Source organism: Leadbettera azotonutricia ZAS-9 (assembly GCF_000214355.1).
GTDB lineage: Bacteria > Spirochaetota > Spirochaetia > Treponematales > Breznakiellaceae > Leadbettera > Leadbettera azotonutricia.
Genome location: NC_015577.1, coordinates 1,189,567 through 1,206,653, shown reverse-complemented (window position 1 = coordinate 1,206,653; position 17,087 = coordinate 1,189,567). Strand labels below are relative to the sequence as shown.

General features: G+C 52.4%; 18 protein-coding genes. 16 read left to right on the top strand and 2 right to left on the bottom strand.

Annotated elements, in window-relative coordinates; all coding sequences use genetic code 11:
* The first annotated feature begins 5 nt into the window (after window positions 1–5).
* The 6 genes from TREAZ_RS05290 to TREAZ_RS18015 all read left to right on the top strand — a co-directional run bounded on the left by TREAZ_RS05290 (window position 6) and on the right by TREAZ_RS18015 (window position 6,101).
* On the top strand, window positions 6–1,316 hold the full coding sequence (locus TREAZ_RS05290) for a thymidine phosphorylase (protein WP_015710783.1): 1,311 nt from the start codon (window positions 6–8) through the stop codon (window positions 1,314–1,316).
* On the top strand, window positions 1,313–3,454 hold the full coding sequence (gene recJ, locus TREAZ_RS05285; protein WP_015710782.1) for a single-stranded-DNA-specific exonuclease RecJ: 2,142 nt from the start codon (window positions 1,313–1,315) through the stop codon (window positions 3,452–3,454). The genes TREAZ_RS05290 and recJ overlap by 4 nt, the downstream gene beginning before the upstream one ends.
* Window positions 3,451–4,575, top strand: a complete 1,125-nt coding sequence (locus tag TREAZ_RS05280; protein ID WP_015710781.1) for a M23 family metallopeptidase — start codon at window positions 3,451–3,453, stop codon at window positions 4,573–4,575. Before recJ ends, TREAZ_RS05280 begins: the two co-directional genes overlap by 4 nt.
* 47 nt (window positions 4,576–4,622) lie before the next feature.
* Window positions 4,623–4,826, top strand: a complete 204-nt coding sequence (gene rpsU, locus TREAZ_RS05275; RefSeq protein WP_043922875.1) for a 30S ribosomal protein S21 — start codon at window positions 4,623–4,625, stop codon at window positions 4,824–4,826.
* A gap of 19 nt (window positions 4,827–4,845) precedes the next feature.
* A complete protein-coding gene (locus tag TREAZ_RS05270; RefSeq protein ID WP_015710779.1) occupies window positions 4,846–5,736 on the top strand; it encodes a phosphodiester glycosidase family protein in 891 nt (296 codons plus the stop codon).
* A gap of 107 nt (window positions 5,737–5,843) precedes the next feature.
* On the top strand, window positions 5,844–6,101 hold the full coding sequence (locus TREAZ_RS18015; RefSeq protein ID WP_015710778.1) for a hypothetical protein: 258 nt from the start codon (window positions 5,844–5,846) through the stop codon (window positions 6,099–6,101).
* Between the two features lie 35 nt (window positions 6,102–6,136).
* Here TREAZ_RS18015 and TREAZ_RS05260 read toward each other — a convergent pair whose 3' ends face one another.
* Both TREAZ_RS05260 and TREAZ_RS05255 read right to left on the bottom strand, forming a co-directional pair.
* A complete protein-coding gene (locus TREAZ_RS05260; protein WP_015710777.1) occupies window positions 6,137–6,910 on the bottom strand; it encodes a YesL family protein in 774 nt (257 codons plus the stop codon).
* Between the two features lie 20 nt (window positions 6,911–6,930).
* The gene (locus tag TREAZ_RS05255) at window positions 6,931–7,662 is read right to left on the bottom strand and encodes a hypothetical protein (RefSeq protein WP_015710776.1); all 732 of its coding nucleotides are present in this window, start codon (window positions 7,660–7,662) and stop codon (window positions 6,931–6,933) included.
* 135 nt (window positions 7,663–7,797) lie between these two features.
* On the opposite strand from TREAZ_RS05255, the gene TREAZ_RS05250 reads away from it, so the two are divergent.
* Genes TREAZ_RS05250 through TREAZ_RS05205 form a run of 10 tightly spaced genes read left to right on the top strand, consistent with a single transcriptional unit; the run spans window position 7,798 to window position 17,064 of the window.
* Window positions 7,798–8,823, top strand: coding sequence for a beta-ketoacyl-ACP synthase III (locus TREAZ_RS05250; protein WP_015710775.1), 1,026 nt, complete (start codon window positions 7,798–7,800; stop codon window positions 8,821–8,823).
* 43 nt (window positions 8,824–8,866) lie between these two features.
* Entirely contained in the window at window positions 8,867–9,832 is a 966-nt protein-coding gene (locus tag TREAZ_RS05245) for an ACP S-malonyltransferase (RefSeq protein ID WP_015710774.1), read from the top strand.
* A gap of 18 nt (window positions 9,833–9,850) precedes the next feature.
* The gene (gene fabG / locus TREAZ_RS05240; RefSeq protein WP_015710773.1) at window positions 9,851–10,585 is read left to right on the top strand and encodes a 3-oxoacyl-[acyl-carrier-protein] reductase; all 735 of its coding nucleotides are present in this window, start codon (window positions 9,851–9,853) and stop codon (window positions 10,583–10,585) included.
* Window positions 10,586–10,597: 12 nt separating this feature from the next.
* A complete protein-coding gene (fabF, locus tag TREAZ_RS05235) occupies window positions 10,598–11,878 on the top strand; it encodes a beta-ketoacyl-ACP synthase II (protein WP_015710772.1) in 1,281 nt (426 codons plus the stop codon).
* 1 nt (window position 11,879) lies between these two features.
* Complete coding sequence (fabZ, locus tag TREAZ_RS05230; protein WP_015710771.1) at window positions 11,880–12,308, top strand: 3-hydroxyacyl-ACP dehydratase FabZ; 429 nt, start codon at window positions 11,880–11,882, stop codon at window positions 12,306–12,308.
* Window positions 12,305–13,573 carry an enoyl-ACP reductase FabV gene (gene fabV, locus TREAZ_RS05225; protein WP_015710770.1) on the top strand — a complete coding sequence of 423 codons (1,269 nt, stop codon included), beginning with the start codon at window positions 12,305–12,307 and terminating at the stop codon, window positions 13,571–13,573. The genes fabZ and fabV overlap by 4 nt, the downstream gene beginning before the upstream one ends.
* Complete coding sequence (gene accB, locus TREAZ_RS05220; RefSeq protein ID WP_015710769.1) at window positions 13,570–14,028, top strand: acetyl-CoA carboxylase biotin carboxyl carrier protein; 459 nt, start codon at window positions 13,570–13,572, stop codon at window positions 14,026–14,028. Before fabV ends, accB begins: the two co-directional genes overlap by 4 nt.
* A gap of 9 nt (window positions 14,029–14,037) precedes the next feature.
* Window positions 14,038–15,375, top strand: coding sequence for an acetyl-CoA carboxylase biotin carboxylase subunit (locus tag TREAZ_RS05215; protein WP_015710768.1), 1,338 nt, complete (start codon window positions 14,038–14,040; stop codon window positions 15,373–15,375).
* Window positions 15,365–16,144: an acetyl-CoA carboxylase, carboxyltransferase subunit beta gene (gene accD / locus TREAZ_RS05210; protein ID WP_015710767.1), complete on the top strand. Its 780-nt coding sequence runs from the start codon at window positions 15,365–15,367 to the stop codon at window positions 16,142–16,144. The genes TREAZ_RS05215 and accD overlap by 11 nt, the downstream gene beginning before the upstream one ends.
* Complete coding sequence (locus TREAZ_RS05205) at window positions 16,144–17,064, top strand: acetyl-CoA carboxylase carboxyltransferase subunit alpha (protein ID WP_015710766.1); 921 nt, start codon at window positions 16,144–16,146, stop codon at window positions 17,062–17,064. The genes accD and TREAZ_RS05205 overlap by 1 nt, the downstream gene beginning before the upstream one ends.
* The last annotated feature ends 23 nt before the right edge of the window (window positions 17,065–17,087 follow it).

Here is a 17,087-nt window from a genome sequence, read left to right as displayed (position 1 = left end):
TATTAGTGCGCGCAGTAGATATCATAATGGACAAACGCGCCGGGAAGGAGCTTTCCCGGGACGAAATAAAATTCCTCATAGGCGGCTATGTGGCAGGGGAGATCCCCGACTACCAGGTTTCGGCCTGGGCTATGGCGGTTTTTTTTAAGGGCATGAGCGCAAGGGAAACCGCAGCCCTTACGGAAGTGATGCTCAATTCAGGCAAGGTTATCGATCTCTCCGGTATTGCCGGCCCCTTCGTGGACAAACATTCCACAGGCGGTGTGGGGGACAAAACCAGCCTCGTGCTGGCGCCCCTGGCGGCTGCCCTCGGCATTAAAGACCCCATGATGTCGGGCAGGGCGCTGGGGCATACCGGCGGCACTCTGGACAAGCTCGAAGCCATACCGGGTTTCAGGACAGGGCTTTCAGTGGATGAATTCAGAAAGATAATCGCCAGCGACGGCTTTGCCATGACAGGCCAAACAAAGGACATAGTCCCGGCAGACAGGCTTCTCTATGCCCTCCGGGATGTGACCGGGACTGTAGAATCCATACCTCTCATTACTGCCAGCATTTTATCCAAAAAAAAAGCCGAAGGCGCAGAAGCCCTGGTGCTGGATGTCAAATACGGCTCGGGCGCTTTTATGAAAGAAGCAGCAGAAGGGGAAAAGCTCGCCCAATCCCTGGCGGATACAGGCGCTGCCCTGGGACTCAAAGTGATAGCCCTTCTTACGGATATGGATGAGCCTTTGGGAAACAAGGTGGGGAATTTCCTCGAAGTTGAAGAAAGCCTCGACTGCCTTGAAGGAAAGGGCGCGGACGATCTAATGGAAGTAACATTGGAATTGGCAGCCCGCATGGCGGTTTTGGGCGGCAAGGCTAAAGATGCCAAAGACGGCAGGCAGATCTGTGAAAAAGCCCTCGCTTCGGGCAAACCCAGGGAACTTTTTTTGCAGAATGTAAAAAGCCAGGGGGGGGATCCCAAACAGCTTTTGGAGCTTCGCGGAAATTACCGTTCCGAAATAACAACGGAAATCAAAGCTGCCAAGTCAGGCTTTATTTCCCGCATCGACGCGTGGAAAGTTGGTCATGCTTCTGTTCAGCTCGGGGTAGGCCGCAATCGTACCGAAGACAAAGTCTGTCCCACCGCAGGGGTGCAGTTCCACGCAAAGAGGGGCAGCAGTGTTACTGCGGGCGATGCCATCATGACTGTGTGGGCAGCCACCGAGGAGGGCCTCAAGGTAAGCCTACCTCAGCTTGCCGATGCCGTCGAATACTCAGGCAAAGCGCCCGAAAAACGCAAGCTCATTCTTAAGGAAATCACTGCAAGATGAATTGGGAAAAGAAAGACATCCCCCCTGAACAAGTCAAGGAACTGGCCGCCAAATATGGCTGCGATCACCTCACCGCTTCCATACTGCTCCGCCGGGGCTTGAGCTCGGGGGAAGATATACGCTACTTCCTGGAAGAAGATCCCCGCTACCTCAGAAGCCCTTTTGAGCTTCCGGGTATGGAAGATGCGGTAGAGCGGGTTCTTGCCGCGAAAGAAGAGGAAGAAAAGGTGCTGGTCTTTGGCGACAGGGATACTGACGGAATCACCAGTACCGCCATGGTCGTGAATTTCCTGACCGGCCTTGGCATGGACGTAAGCTGGAAGCTCCCTTCAGGGGATGACCGCTATGGCCTCAGCATGGAAGCTATTGAAGAATTTGCCGCCGCTTATGGCACCCTCATTATTACTGTCGACTGCGGTATTTCCAATACTGCAGAAATCAGAAGGGCAAATGAATTAAGCGTAGATGTGATAATCACGGATCATCATAACCCCCAGGAAGAAATACCCGAAGCCCTTGCCATTGTGAACCCCAAGCTGCCCGGTTCGCCTTTCCCCTATCTTTCGGGCTGCGGGGTTGCCTACAAACTGGTGTCGGCACTGCGCTTCGCCCTAAAAAGCGAGCTTTACAATCAGCCCATGTGCCTCCTCAATACCAGGCCCGTCAACGACGCATGGATCATAGAGATTGCAAAGATGCGGAACCTCGTTGTAAGGCAGACGCTCATCGAAACAGTAGTGCCCGGCATGGTAAGCATCAGCAACACAAGGCTTCCTGCTTTTCTCGAAAGCCAGCAGATACTTGCCTGGGATGCGCCCCAGCAGAAACGCACTTTGGCAAAGATATTCGGCAAAGGGGTTGAGATAGGCATGCTGGATGTTGCCCCGGATATAGGCAAAATGATACCTTCCGCAAAGGATATAAGCCTTCTCAGGATCAAGGAGCTTTCGCGTATCGCCAGGTATTCGGAAAAGGAATCGGGGGAGCTTGAAGTCTTCATCAATCTTTTTACTACTTTTGTGCAGAGGCGCGAAAACCATTTTACCGATGAAGATGCGGCGGATCTGCAGTTTGCCTGCCTCGGCACTATCGCAGACATCATGCCCCTCAAAGATGAAAACCGCATCATTGTGCGGAGGGGCCTCCAGTCCTTAATTGAAAAACCCAGGCCCGGGCTCTCGGAACTCCTTTTTAAGCTTGGCATGTCAGGGCGCCGCCTTAACGCCCAGGATGTTTCCTGGCTCCTCTGTCCTGCCATCAATGCCGCCGGCCGCATGGGAAGCCCTGAAAAGGGGGCAGCCTTGTTCCTCGAAAAAGATCCCTCTGTGAGGGATCGCCTTGCCGCCGATCTTGTATCCATGAACGAGGACCGCAAAAAAATGGGCGAAGAAAGCTGGGCTTTGGTTGAACCCAGGGCCAGGGAGAACCTGGAAAATTTTGACAGCAAGCTGGCCTTTGCCTTTGGCGAAGATCTTCCCCGGGGTGTTACCGGCATCATGGCAAACCGCCTGGTGGGGCAGTTCAAAGTGCCCGCCCTGGTAGTCTCCTTCGGGAAGGACGGCCTTGCCACGGGCTCGCTTAGATCCCCCGGGAATTACGATCTCCGTTTCCTTTTGGAGCCCTGCGAGGATCTCTTCCTCGACTGGGGCGGCCATGACTACGCGGCAGGGTTCAGCATGGAAACAGGCGAAGCCATGGCTAACTGGAACAGCTTCCTCGAGCGGCTAAAAAACATTGCCCTCAATATGGAATTCGGCGACAGCAAAAATGAAAGCGCCATAACAGTGGATGCCGAGCTTCCGCTTAACTACCTCAATGCCGACATACTCAAAACCGTGGATCGTTTTGAACCTTATGGGGAAGAAAACCGGCCCTTGAATTTCCTTGCCAAAGGGCTCCGCGTATCCGACCTTCACTTCATGGGCAAGCCGGAAGCAAAACATGTCAAGCTCACCCTGGATGCGGGAAAGTACAAGTGGCCGGCCAAGTACTGGAACGCTGCGGATAAAGTAAAAAGGGAATTCGACACCGGGGATACCGTTGATTTGATATTCAGCGTAAGCCGAAATTTTTTCAAGGGCATAGAAACCCCTGAAATGACAGTAACAGACTTAAAACGTTCGGAAACAAAAAATTGAAAAAACTAAAATCGTGGCACTGCAAAACATTAGTAGTATTACTGTTACTATTAAGCGCATTACTGCTGGCAAACCCATTCACTGCCCAGGCCGAGCCTGCCCGGGAGAAAAATCCCGAATTGCCGGCCAAATCGACCCAAACCCGCCCTGCGGTCCCTCCAATCCCCGAACTGCCCCGCATACATTTCCCCGCCGACCCGGTGCAGGTTTCTATCCCCCCTGCAAAGCCCGAAATTCCGAGCAGCCCCCGCTACGCAGTGATCCCTGCAAGCTTAAGGCCCGGCGATCCTGTAACTATAGCCTATGCCGACTCTTTTACAGGCCCCGGAAGCAAAGACTTCCAGGCGGTGCTGCTGGACACCAAAGGGAAACGTATCCTCAAGGCGCCTTTCTTCAGTTTCGCTCAGGACAGCCAGGGGCAGGAAATTAAAACCGCCATATTGGGCGTCCCCTCCACTGTAGAGCCGGGCCCTTTGACCATAAGGATAGAAGCTGCAAATCGCATCATACAGGATCTCCCCCTCATGGTGGAAAAACGCGATTTTGTTGCAGAGACCATAGACCTCGATCAGGGAAACACCGATATACGCACTGCCCCTGACCCTCAAAAAGTCACCGAATCCGAACAGCTCTCGGCCATACTCTACCGCACAGGAACTGACATCTATACCAACGGTCCCTTTCTCCCCCCGGTTGCTTCCACGCGGCGCACCAGCTTTTTCGGGGATCGCAGGGTCTTCCGCTATGTTACGGGGAACACTGACACATCCATACACGCGGGCGTTGATTACGGGGTCCCCAAGGGGACAGAGGTAAGGGCTTGCGCCATGGGCAAGGTGGTCCTTGCCCGACCCCGCATCGTTACCGGGAATTCGGTGGTTCTCGAGCATATGCCCGGGGTCTATTCTCTCTACTATCACCTGGATTCCATAGCCGTAGTCGAGGGCCAAATGGCGGGTGCGGGACTGCTCCTGGGGCTTTCGGGCGCCACAGGGCTTGCCACAGGCCCCCATCTCCACTGGGAGGTACGGGCAGCAGGGGAAAACACCGACCCCGATGCCCTTGTGTCCAGAGCCATTCTTGACAAAGATGAGATTTTGAGTAAACTGATAGCTTACTAATATGAAAGATTCAACGCTTACCGAAACAGGAAGGGAGGTGATTACATTTGGCTCATATCATCGTAGATGATAACGAGATGCTGGAAAAAGCCATTAAACGTTTTAAGCGGATGGTCGAAAAAGAAGGCATCATCCGTGAATTCAAAAAGCGGGAATACTACGAAAAGCCCTCCACAATCCTCAATCGGAAAAAGAAAGCGATTGCGCGGAAACTCATGAAGAAATCCCGGAAGGGCAAGAACGATTATTAGTCGTTTACCACACCAAAAAATGCGGCGGATACTGATTTTATTCTTTATCCTGCCGCTTTTTTTTGCCTGCACCACCATCTCCCCGGTTTCCGGGGCAAAAGAAAAAACCCAAGCCAGGCAGGACGCCATAAAAGATCTCACCCCCCTTTGGCGGCCCTTGGCTTTCAATCTCCCAGCGGGGCATGCCCCTGCCCTGGGCTATTTCGAAGCCCGTCTCGACAACCCCAAAATAGAACTCTGGGCCATACGGGCGGACCTCAGCGACCCCCGCCTCAAAATAATAGTCAGCGACGCAAACATCAGCACCCATGTCTCCGCTTTCGCGGAAACCACCAATAGCCTTGCCGCAATCAACGCCACCCCCTTCGACCCCGTTTCGGGCAGGCAGGGGGAAGAGCGCGCCAACATCGGCATCGTCATATCAGGAGGAAAGCTCATAGCCCGGCCCCATCCCTCCTACGACGCCCTTGTCTTTTATAAAAACAACAAGGCTGCCATTATCCCCCAGTCTGAAATCATCGATAAAATCATCAATATAGAAGAAATTGAAAATGCCGTAGGCGGCTTCGGCATTGTCCTTAAGGACAGCCGCCCCGTAGACAGGGTCCTTGCCCAGGATAACCCGCCCAGACATCCCCGCAGCGCCGTAGCTGTCTCGAACCAATACCTCTATCTCCTTGCGGTAGACGGCAGGCGCCCCGGAAGCAGGGGTATAACCGAAGCTGAACTTGCCCTGATCCTCCAAAAATTCGGAGCCCGAGACGGACTCAACCTGGATGGCGGAGGCTCCACGGCCCTTGCCCTGCGCTTCCTTGATGGAAATACTAAAAATGTGAATGTCCCCATACACAACCATATACCTGGCCTTGAAAGGGGGGTTGCGGCATGCCTCGGACTAGGGGTAAAATAAGTTTTGCTAGGCAGAATGGAAACAATGCTCAGGAAAATCCTGGAGGTTTCCGATAATAATATAGCAGAAGCGTAACTTTTGCCGATTTTAGTTTGAAGGGGAAAATTATGCCATCAAAATGTTCATTTTGCGGCTCCACAGCATACGGTCCAGGCTGCCCAGGCAGCGTCTCGGGCCTTCACCAGCATAACAACGACGAAAGGCGCTGCATCTACTGCGGCTCCTCCTCCTATGGAAACGGCTGCCTTCAGACACCCACCCGGAAGCATGTCCACGGCCACGGCGCCAACAAATGCATCTACTGCGGCTCTACCTCTTCCGGCATGAGATGCCCCCACAGCCCCATAGGGACTCACGAGAAGTAAAACCGTCCGTTTTCATTGGCAAAAGGTTTTGGCGGCTAGTCCTTCCAGGGGAAAATAAAGCTCTTAAGGCTGCGTGTCCCCGTCCTCTCCCTCTCATCAATCAGAATAGCGTCCCAGGGAATCTGCTTGCGGTTGGCTTCGGGGTTAGCCTCGAGCCAATCGTATTTGAAGAGGCGGAGCCGTAAAGCCTCATCCTGATAGAGGAGTATCCCCGCAGGCCCCGGAAAGAGGAAGGCCAGAAAAACCGAAATCGCGAGCATTAATATAGTGGAAAGAAAGACGAACAACGCAAAACCGGGGTTGTCAAAAAAGATGATAAAACACTTCTTTATGATCTTGGTGATTTTCGTATCGAGCCTTGATCGTACAGCAAAGAAAAATTGAAGCGATAAAGCCCCTACCACTAAAGTCCAGAAAATCACCGCTGCCAAAAGAAGGCCAACCATGGAATTCATGGCCAAATAAAAGGGAATCACCATGGTAATAAGAAGATAGCAGACAAACACCAGTGCCCCTGCAATCAATCCTAATGGCCAGATGATCTTTAAACTGGCAAAAAAATCGGCAAACCCGAAAGCGCCATAGTCTGAAATGGATTTCACGCAGAGGGCAGCAGCAGAAAGATACACAAAGCACCAAAGTATGCCGATGAAAAGAACCCCCAGCCCTAAAACCGGAACCCCTGCCAAAAGGGTAGGAAGAAACACCGGGATTGCCATGGATGCAATGAAGCCCAGGTTCAACAGGGCCACCCTGAAAAGATTATCCCAGAGATCGAAAAAATTCTTCTTTATAAGGAAACCAATCATATCCTATCATAAGCCATTATTCATGGTGCGTCCACAGCCTGAACTGCGCTATTCCTTCTAAATGTGATCCGCGCCCCTATTCCGAAACGCCAGCCTTCAACAGCCGGAAGATTCTCCGCAGTCCACACTTTGTACAAGGGGAACCAGACCCGGAGATCAAGGCCAAGCTTCAATTTTGAATTGAGATCAAAATCCATGCCCCCGCCTATGACCGGAAGAAGCCAGCGCCCTGACGACCAGAAGTAATCCCGCACCGCGTCAGTTTGTATCTGGGGATCTGATTGCGGGACGCCCGTAAAATCCGAAGAATTGAGGTCTTCCGCCAAAAGCACAATCCTGAGATCCGCGGCAAAACCGCCATAAGCCCGTACATCAATTCTGGAGCCAATATCGAAAAGGGCCATGGCCTGCAGCCCCAGGACCGAACCCAGCACAAAGGAAGATCGGTTTTCGATAGCATAGGGGACAGCCCGGTCAAGGTCAAAATCATAGCCATAATGGGTAAAGTAGAGATCCAGGGTAAGTTCAAGATGCATGGGCCCGGGCAAGGGATAGGAAACCGCAACCCCGGGGCTGGGAAGCACGGGCATGGGGTCGGAATGCATGCCGTTATCCTCGGGGAAAAAGAGCACCGACCCTTCCGCCGCCCAGGTCAGCCGGCTAAAGAAACCTTGAGCCTCCAAAGGAAGGGCCAAAGCGCCAAAAACTGCAAAAGCCATGAGGAAGCGCCTTAAGGGAAAGGTTCTTTTCATATACTAAATATAGCACAAAACTTTGGTACATCGCAACCTTCAGGCATCTCCAGGGTCGAAAGAACGAAGTTGACAAATTCTTATATTTTGTTATAATGACAAAAATACGAATTTTGTCATTATAAAGGACTGTTCATGGCAATAGAGATAACAGGGACCGGAAAAGCTGTTCCCCCAAACAGGGTAACAAACGACGATTTGGCAGCGAAGATGGATACTAGCGACGAATGGATTAGATCCCATACCGGTATAGCTGCCAGGCACATAGCAGACGAAAGCACGGCTGCAAGCGACCTTGGGCTGGAAGCCGCCAAAAACGCCCTTTCCATGGCTGCGGCCGCCTGGAAAATCAGCCCAGAGGAAGCAATCCTCTCCCTAGACCTCATAATAGTCACCACAGCCACCCCGGATCACCTGGGCTGCCCTTCGACTGCCTGTATAATCCAGGACAAGCTCGGCGCCAGGCAGGCCGCGGCCATGGATATTGTTGCAGGCTGCACCGGCTTCATCTACGGCCTCGAAACTGCCGCCGGCCTCTTGGACATTAACCCCAACAGGAAGCGCGCCTTAGTAATAGGCGCCGAAATCCTCACCAAGGTAACTGACTGGACCGACAGGGGAAGTTGCGTGCTTTTCGGGGACGGCGCGGGCGCCTTTGTGCTTGAAAAAACCCAAGCCCCCATGGCGGGCGTCGGGAAGAGGGGAATCTTCCGCTCCATCCTGGCTGCGGATGGTTCAGGCGCGGCCGACCTGACCATAGAACGGGGCGGCACCCGAAACCCCTACAAAACAGGCGAAATCGTGGATGTGCCCCCCCACCTGGACATGAATGGGCAGGCGGTCTACCAGTTTGCCGTAAAGGCCATCACCGATACCATTGACAGGCTGCTCAAGCTTGAAGGCCTCGGGGTGGAAGATCTCGCCTATATAGTCCCCCACCAGGCCAATGCCCGCATTGTCCAGGCAGCAGCCAAACGACTTAGAATCCCGGAAGAAAAGTTCTTCCTTAATATAGAAGAATATGCCAATACTTCCTCGGCTTCCATTCCCATTGCCTGTGACGAGCTTAATCGCAGCGGACGGCTCAAGAAAGGCGATATCATCATGACTGTCGGCTTCGGCGCGGGCCTCACATATGGAGGAAACCTCATCGTATGGTGAATTTTTATCTTGACATTTTCTTATATTTTGTCATAATAGAATCATGATATCCAGAGCGTTTCTTTTATTCCCCGGCCAGGGCGCCCAGTATCCAGGCATGGCCTTGGATATACTCGAATCAAGCCCCGCCGCCCAAAAGCTCTTTGCTCTTGCCTCTTCCATAACCGGTAGGGATATGAAATCCCTCCTTAAAAATTCAGACGCGGAAACCTTGAAGCGGACCGATATTTCCCAGCCCGCCATAACCCTGGCCAACCTGGCCGCTGCCGCTTGGCTAGCCGAAAAAGGCATCAAACCCTCAGGCGTTGCAGGCTTCAGCCTTGGGGAATATGCGGCCCTGGCCGCAGCCGGCGTGCTCAGCGAAGAAGATTGTTTCCTGTTGGCAGCAGAACGCGGAAAAGCCATGCAGGCTTCGGCAGACAGGATAAAGGCAGATGCCGGTTCAGGCTCGGCGCCGGGTATGGCTGCCGTAATCGGCCTTGCGCCCGATCAAGTTGAAGGCCTCATCGCCGAATGGAAAAAAGAAGGCGCCCCCTTCGACAAGCTCTTTGCCGCCAATATCAATTCGTCCCGGCAGACTGTGGTTTCAGGCACTGCCGAAGCTCTTGCCGAAAGCGCCAGGCGTTTTATCGAAGCGGGCTGCAAGCGGGTTATCCCCCTTGCGGTGGCAGGGCCTTTCCATTCGCCCCTCATTGCCGATGCGGCGGAAGCTTTCAGGCCATTTTTGGAAAAGGCCCGGTTCAATAACCCGGTGCTGCCCCTCTACTCCAATGTGTCAGGAAAACCTGTAAGCTCCGGCGAAGAAGCGCGGAAGCTGGCCCTGGCACAGATCACGTCCCCGGTGAGGTGGACGGATGAGGAGGCGGCAATACAATCAGCCGAAGGTTTCGATGTGTGCCTTGAAGCAGGGCCGGGCAAAGTACTGCAGGGCCTCTGGAAAGATTCGGGAAGCGCCCTCCCCTGCCTGGCTGCGGGGACATTGATTGATTTAGAAAAACTATTGGCATAACAGCAGGAGATATATGTAATGGAATTACAGGATAAAAAAGCACTGGTAACCGGAGCCTCAAGGGGTATTGGCAGGGCCATAGCGGATCGTTTTATTGCGGCAGGCGCTGAAGTCTGGGGGATAGGAACCAAAGAACCAGAGGATATGGGTGAGCGTATAGAAAAAGCTTCAGGCAGGCTCCACTGGGTCAGCGCGGATCTCGGAGATCTTGCGGCAACGGAAAAACTCGCAGAATCACTGCTAAAAGAATCAGGAGGTTTCGACATTCTGGTAAACAACGCGGGCATTACAAGGGACAATCTTTCTTTCAGGATGACCCTTGATGATTTCCAAAAAGTATTGGATGTAAACCTTACTGCCGCCTTCCTCATATCCCGCACCATAGGCCGGGATATGATACGCAGGAGGGCCGGCTCCATTATCAACATGTCCAGCGTGGTGGGCATACACGGAAACGGCGGACAGGCAAATTACTCGGCCAGCAAGGCAGGTCTCATAGGTCTCACCAAAAGCCTTGCCCAGGAAGTTGCAAGCCGCGGCGTCAGAGTCAATGCCATTGCTCCCGGCTTCATTGCCTCGGACATGACCAATGCCATGGCTGCCGAGGCCAAAGAAAAAACCATCGAACACATCCCCCTCAAGCGCATAGGGCAGCCCGAAGACATTGCGGAGGCTGCGCTTTTCCTGGCATCGGCTTCATCATCATACATAACCGGACAGATAATTGCCGTGGACGGCGGCATGTTTATATAAGCGGAGGACAAAATGAAAAAGAAAGTTGTAGTAACCGGTATGGGGGTTATCTCCCCCATAGGAAAATCGGTGGAAGAATTTTCCGCCGCATTAAAAGAAGGCAAAAGCGGAATCGGAAAGATTACCCAGTTTGACACCACTGGTTTTGATGTAACCATAGCGGGAGAAGTAAAAGATTTTGAAGCCTCCAAATGGTTCGACAACAGAGCTGCCCGCAAAATGGCGCGCTTTACCCAGTTCGCGGCAGCAGCCGCAACCGAAGCCCTGGAACAGGCCGGCCTTCTGGGAGAAGCAGGTGAAGATGGCAAAAAAAAGATTAAGTGCGTTCCTGAATCAGCAGGAATTGTAATAGGAAACGGCATAGGGGGATTCGAAATTGTAACCGAATCATTCCGCAAGCTTTTCGACATAGGTCCTAAACGCATGCTCCCTCTCACCGTTCCCCTGATGATCAACAACGAAGCTGCGGCTAACATCGCTATCCTCTACGGCCTCGAAGGCCCCGCCTTTACCCAGGTTACAGCCTGCGCATCAGGCACCGATGCCTTGGGCCAGGCCCTGGACCTCATACGCTCAGGCCGCTGCGAGGTGGTCGTCTCGGGCGGTTCCGAAGCCTGCATAACCCAATTTTCCATAGGCGGCTTCCAGATGCTCAAAGCCCTTTCCACCAAACGCTGCAATGATCCGGCAAAAGCTTCACGTCCCTTTGACGCTGACCGGGACGGTTTTGTGCTGGGCGAAGGCGCAGGCGTTCTGGTACTTGAAAGCGAAGAACACGCCAAAAAACGGGGCGCAAAAATACTCGCCGAATTGGCAGGCTACGGCGCTTCCTGCGATGCCTATCACATCACCTCCCCGGAGCCGTCAGGAATCGGCGGCGGCAGGGCCATCAAAATGGCCTTGCAGGATGCGGAATTAAAACCCGAAGAAGTGCAGTATTACAACGCCCACGGTACTTCCACCGAAATAAACGATCCTACCGAAACCAAAATGATCAAATATGCCTTTGGGGATCATGCACAGAAGATGAAAGTTTCGAGCATCAAGAGCATGACAGGCCACTGTGTCGCGGGTTCAGGCGGTATCGAGGCCGTATCATGCGTGCTTGCAATCAGGGAAGGTTTCTATCCCCCCACCATCAATCTTGATAATCCCGATCCTGCCTGCGATCTCGACTATGTACCCAATAAAGCGCAGTACGGCGAGATAAGCGCGGCAGCCTCAGGTTCCCTCGGCTTTGGCGGTCATAACGGCGTTGTGGTTTTTAAAAAGTATAGCCAGGAAGGAAAATAAAATGAGTAAAGAAATTGAAGAACTGCTCCCCCACAGGACGCCCTTTCTTTTTGTTGATGAAATTATCAGCGCAGATAAAGAAAGAATTACAGCCTCCCATGTGTTCACAGAAAAAGAATTTTTCTTTGCAGGCCATTTCCCGGAGTACCCTGTGGTTCCCGGAGTAATCCTTGTAGAAACCATGGCCCAGTCAGGCGGGGCAGGCTTGCGAAAGCTCGGGATCATGGGTGGAGATACCCTCTTCTTTCTCGCTTCGGTAGATAAAGTAAAATTCCGCCGCCAGGTGCGCCCGGGCGACAAGGTCCGCTGCGAAATTGAAAACCTGAGGGTTTCGCCCAAAATGATTAAACAGGCCGGTAAAGCCTATGTAGGCGACGAACTAGCCGCAGAAGCCGAATGGCTCTGCCTGGTATCAAAGGAAACAATATGATCATAAAACCAATGGTAAGAAACAGTATTTGCATTAACAGCCACCCAAAGGGTTGCGCTGCCACGGTAAGGCAGGAAATCAGCTACATCAAAGAAAAACTCGCAGGCGGCAAGAACCCCGTTGAAGCGGGGAAAACCGCCCTCACAGGAAGCCCGAAACTGGCGCTGGTAATTGGCTGCTCCACAGGTTACGGTCTTGCAAGCAGAATTGCCGTAGCTTTTGGTTACGGCGCAGTTACTGTGGGCATCTCCTTTGAAAAGCCCGCCAGCGAATCAAAACCCGGAACCCCAGGCTATTATAACAACCTCGCCTTTGACAAGGAAGCTGCCAAAGCAGGCCTCGTTTCCAAAACCCTTGACGGCGACGCCTTCTCCAATGAGATGAAAACCCGGACGGTCAATGCGGTAAAAGAAGCTGCCGCTGCGGCAGGCATCCCGGCCAAAATCGATCTCATCATTTATTCGCTTGCTTCACCGGTACGTACTGATCCCAAAACAGGGATTATGCACCGCTCGGTTATTAAACCCATAGGTAAAACCTATTCCGGTAAAACCCTGGACATGATGACCGGCGCTTTTTCCACCGCAGGGGCAGAACCCGCCACAGATGAAGAAATTGCCAACACTATTAAAGTTATGGGCGGTGAGGATTGGGAACTCTGGATCGAAGCCCTTGCAAAAGAAGGCATACTTGCCCCTGCTGCCAGAACCATTGCCTACACCTACATAGGCCCTGAACTTTCCTGGGCCATTTACAAAAACGGAACTATAGGCAAAGCCAAGGAAGATCTCGAAAGGGCATGCAAAGAAATCAATAAAAATTTCGGTCCTGCGGGTTCCGGTCAACTGGCAGGGGCATGGATATCGGTAAATAAGGCATTGGTAACAAGGGCTAGCGCGGTGATCCCGATTATCCCTTTCTATGTCTCCTGCCTCTTCAAAGTGATGAAGGAAAAAGGCATCCACGAAGGCTGCATTGAGCAGATAGCCCGTCTCTATTGCGATCGCCTCTATACCGCCGACGCAATCTCCAATCCCAAAAAAGTCCCCGTTGACAGCGAAGGGAGAATACGCATCGACGACTGGGAAATGCGCGAAGATGTGCAGAAGGAAACTCTCAACCGCATGGATATCGTTACAGATGAAAATGTTTTTTCCGCTACTGATGTGGCTGGATTCAAACACGATTTTCTTGAAGCCCACGGCTTTGATGTAGCCGGTGTAGATTATGAAGCGGATGTAGATCCTTCGGGGAGCGACTTATGAACGAAAAACAAATACTCACCCTGGTAGACAAATTCAGCTCTTCATCAATCGCGGAGCTGGATCTCAATGATGGCACTTCCCATTTGATATTGCGCAAAGAAATCGCCTTCACCTCCGGTGTTGCAAACCCTCAGGCAGCTCCGCTAGTTCCCGGTACAGCAGAAGGTCCTGTCCATCTTGCTATCCCGGTGGGCAAAGTCGAAACCTTGTCCGAAGGCGAAAAAATCACCAGCCCCATTGTGGCAACCTTTTACGCTTCAGCCAGCCCTGACTCTCCAGCCTTTGTCAGCCCCGGCACAAAGGTAAAAGCCGGCGCCACTCTCTGCATTCTCGAAGCAATGAAAATGATGAACCACCTTGAAGCCGAATTCGACTGCGAGATTATCAAGACCCACGCTTCGAGCGGGGATCTGGTTGAATACGGCCAGGCCCTCTTTACGGTCAAACGGCTCTAGGGGGATAGGTTGAAAAACCTGAAGAAACTCCTCATTGCCAACAGGGGAGAAATTGCAGTCCGCATCATACGCTGCTGTAGGGAAATGGGCATAAAAACCGTGGCGGTCTATTCCACTGCCGACAAAGACAGCCTCCATGTAAGGCTCGCTGACGAAGCCGTGTGCATAGGCCCTCCCCCTTCTTCCCAAAGTTACCTGGTGCGCAGCAACCTTATCATGGCGGCCATTAACACCGGCTGCGATGCCATACACCCCGGCGTAGGCTTCCTTTCGGAGAACGCCGAATTCGCAAAACTTGCAACAGACAAAGGCCTCCTCTTTATAGGCCCCGAGGCGGAGACCATTGATCTCCTGGGGGATAAAGTCATTGCCCGCAGTACCGCTCAAAAATTCGGCATCCCCATTACTCCCGGTACTAAAGATGCAGTTGCCAATGCGGCAGACGGATTAAAAGCAGTAAAACAATTAGGCTTCCCCATAATTATAAAAGCTGCGGCGGGCGGCGGTGGCAAGGGCATGAGGATAGTGCGTTCCGAAGCTGAACTCGCGGAAAATCTCTCAATCGCAAGCCGCGAAGCTGAATCCAATTTTTCAGACGGCAGGGTTTTTATTGAACGCTATCTTGAAAATCCCCGGCACGTGGAACTTCAAATTCTTGCGGACGGCAAAGGCAATGTTGCGGTTCTTGGCGAGCGGGACTGTTCGGTGCAAAAAAATCATCAGAAGCTTATTGAAGAAAGCCCTTCCCCGGGGGTAAATGACGAAATGCGGAATCGAATGGCATCGGGGGCCATCAATCTTTTTAAAGAATTGAACTATCGCGGCGCCGGTACCATAGAATTCCTTGTGGAAGATGACAGCTTTTATTTTATGGAGGTAAACGCCCGGGTCCAGGTAGAACACCCGGTGAGCGAATTTGTTACCGGTACCGACATAATACGCCAGCAAATACTTTCCTGTACCGAAAACCGCATGGAAATAAAAGCAGGAACCCTCCCCATACGGGGCTGGGCCATCGAATGCAGGATCAACGCCGCAAGCCCCGGGATAGTTACACGCCTCGAAGTCCCCGGAGGACCCGGTGTCAGGTTCGATTCATTTTTGTACAATGGATGCGTGGTCCCTCCGCATTATGATTCCATGGTGGCCAAGCTCATAGTTCACGATGAAAAACGGGACCTTGCCATAGCCCGCATGAACAGGGCCTTGGACGAGTTGATCATTGAAGGTTTAATCACGAATAAAGCGCAGCAGCAATGGATCATCAACGATAGCGTATTCCGTTCCGGCAATTTCGGAACTTCCTATTACAAATCCATTGCCGAGGAGGTAGAAAATGTCCGCTGATGCAACTTCTGTATGCCCAGGATGCGGTATTCCTCAAGACAGCTCTGCTATAGCAGAAAATCTCAAGACCTGCCCTGGCTGCGGGTATCATTACCGCATGGAGCCGAATGAACGCATGCGCTACCTTATCGATCCCGAAAGTTTCAGGGAATTTTCAGCCAACCTCAGTTCCCTCAACCCAATAGATCTTTTGGGCTACGAGGAAAAACTTTCAGAGGCCGAAGCCAAAGCCCAGATGAAAGATGCAGTCATCACCGGTACATGCACCATAGAAGGGAAGCCCCTCATACTTGGCCTTATGTCCTTCAACTTCATGGGCGGTTCCATGGGTTCTGTAGTAGGGGAAAAAGTAAGCCGCGCCATGCTCAAGGGAGCGGAAGAAAAACTACCTGTGGTAATTTACACTACTTCAGGAGGCGCACGCATGCAGGAAGGCATTTTCTCCCTTTTGCAAATGGCAAAGACTTCGAGTGCCGCTGCAGAGCTCGACAAGGCTGGCGTACCCTTCTTCATAGTCCTCTGCGATCCTACCACCGGGGGCGTAACAGCCTCATTTGCCATGCTGGCCGATGTTACCCTTGCCGAACCAGGTGCACTCATCGGCTTTGCAGGCCCCAGGGTAATTGAAGGCACAATTCGCCAAAGCCTCCCCGAAGGGTTCCAGCGTGCAGAGTTCCAGCTGGAAAAAGGTTTTGTGGACATGATAGTCAGCCGCAAGGATCAGAGAAAAATAATCTCCCGCCTCATTGATCTTCACAAGGAACAATAATGGAAATACAGGCAATCGAAAAAAAGGTAGCGGAGCTTAAAAAGCTCATTAAGGAATCGGGGCTTAACCTTTCTGAAGAACTGGAACTTTTGGAAACCAAAATACAGGCAAGCTCTAAAACCGAAACTGCATGGAAACGAGTGGAGCTTGCCCGCCACCCCGACCGGCCCTACTCCATGGATTATATCAATCGTATTTTCAGGGACTTCACCGAACTCCACGGCGACCGTGCCTTTGGCGACGACCCCGCCATGATCGGAGGCCTCGCTTTCCTCGACGGTCGCCCTGTTACGATTATTGCGAACCAAAAAGGCAGAAGCCTCAAAGAAAATATGCACCGCAACCACGGCATGGCAAACCCCGAAGGCTACCGCAAAGCCCTGCGGCTTGCGAAAGAGGCTGAAAAATTCCACCGTCCCGTCATCACTTTTGTTGATACCGCAGGCGCTTACCCCGGCCTCGGCGCCGAAGAACGAGGGATAGGCGAGGCCATTGCCCGAAACCTCCGCGATTTCAGCCAGCTTAAAACTCCCCTGGTTTGCGTCATCATAGGCGAAGGAGGTTCAGGCGGCGCCCTTGGCCTCTGCGTAGGAGACAAAATCTACATGCTCGAAAATGCCATCTACTCGGTGATTAGCCCCGAAGGCTGTGCATCCATTCTGCTCAGGGACGCAGGCCGCGCAAAAGATGCAGCAGCCATGTTCAGGATCACAAGCTCCGATCTCCTTGACTTCAATGTAATTAATGGGGTCATAACAGAACCGCCCGGCGGCGCCCAAACCGATCCCAATGCATCCGCAGCAGCTATCAAGAAAATACTTTTAAAGGATATCAAGGATCTTTCGGGCCGCAACCCTTCGGTACTGGTGCGCTATAGAAACCTGAAGATACGCAAAATCGGGCACTGGAACGAAGGCTGATTCTCCAGTATACTACTGACTGG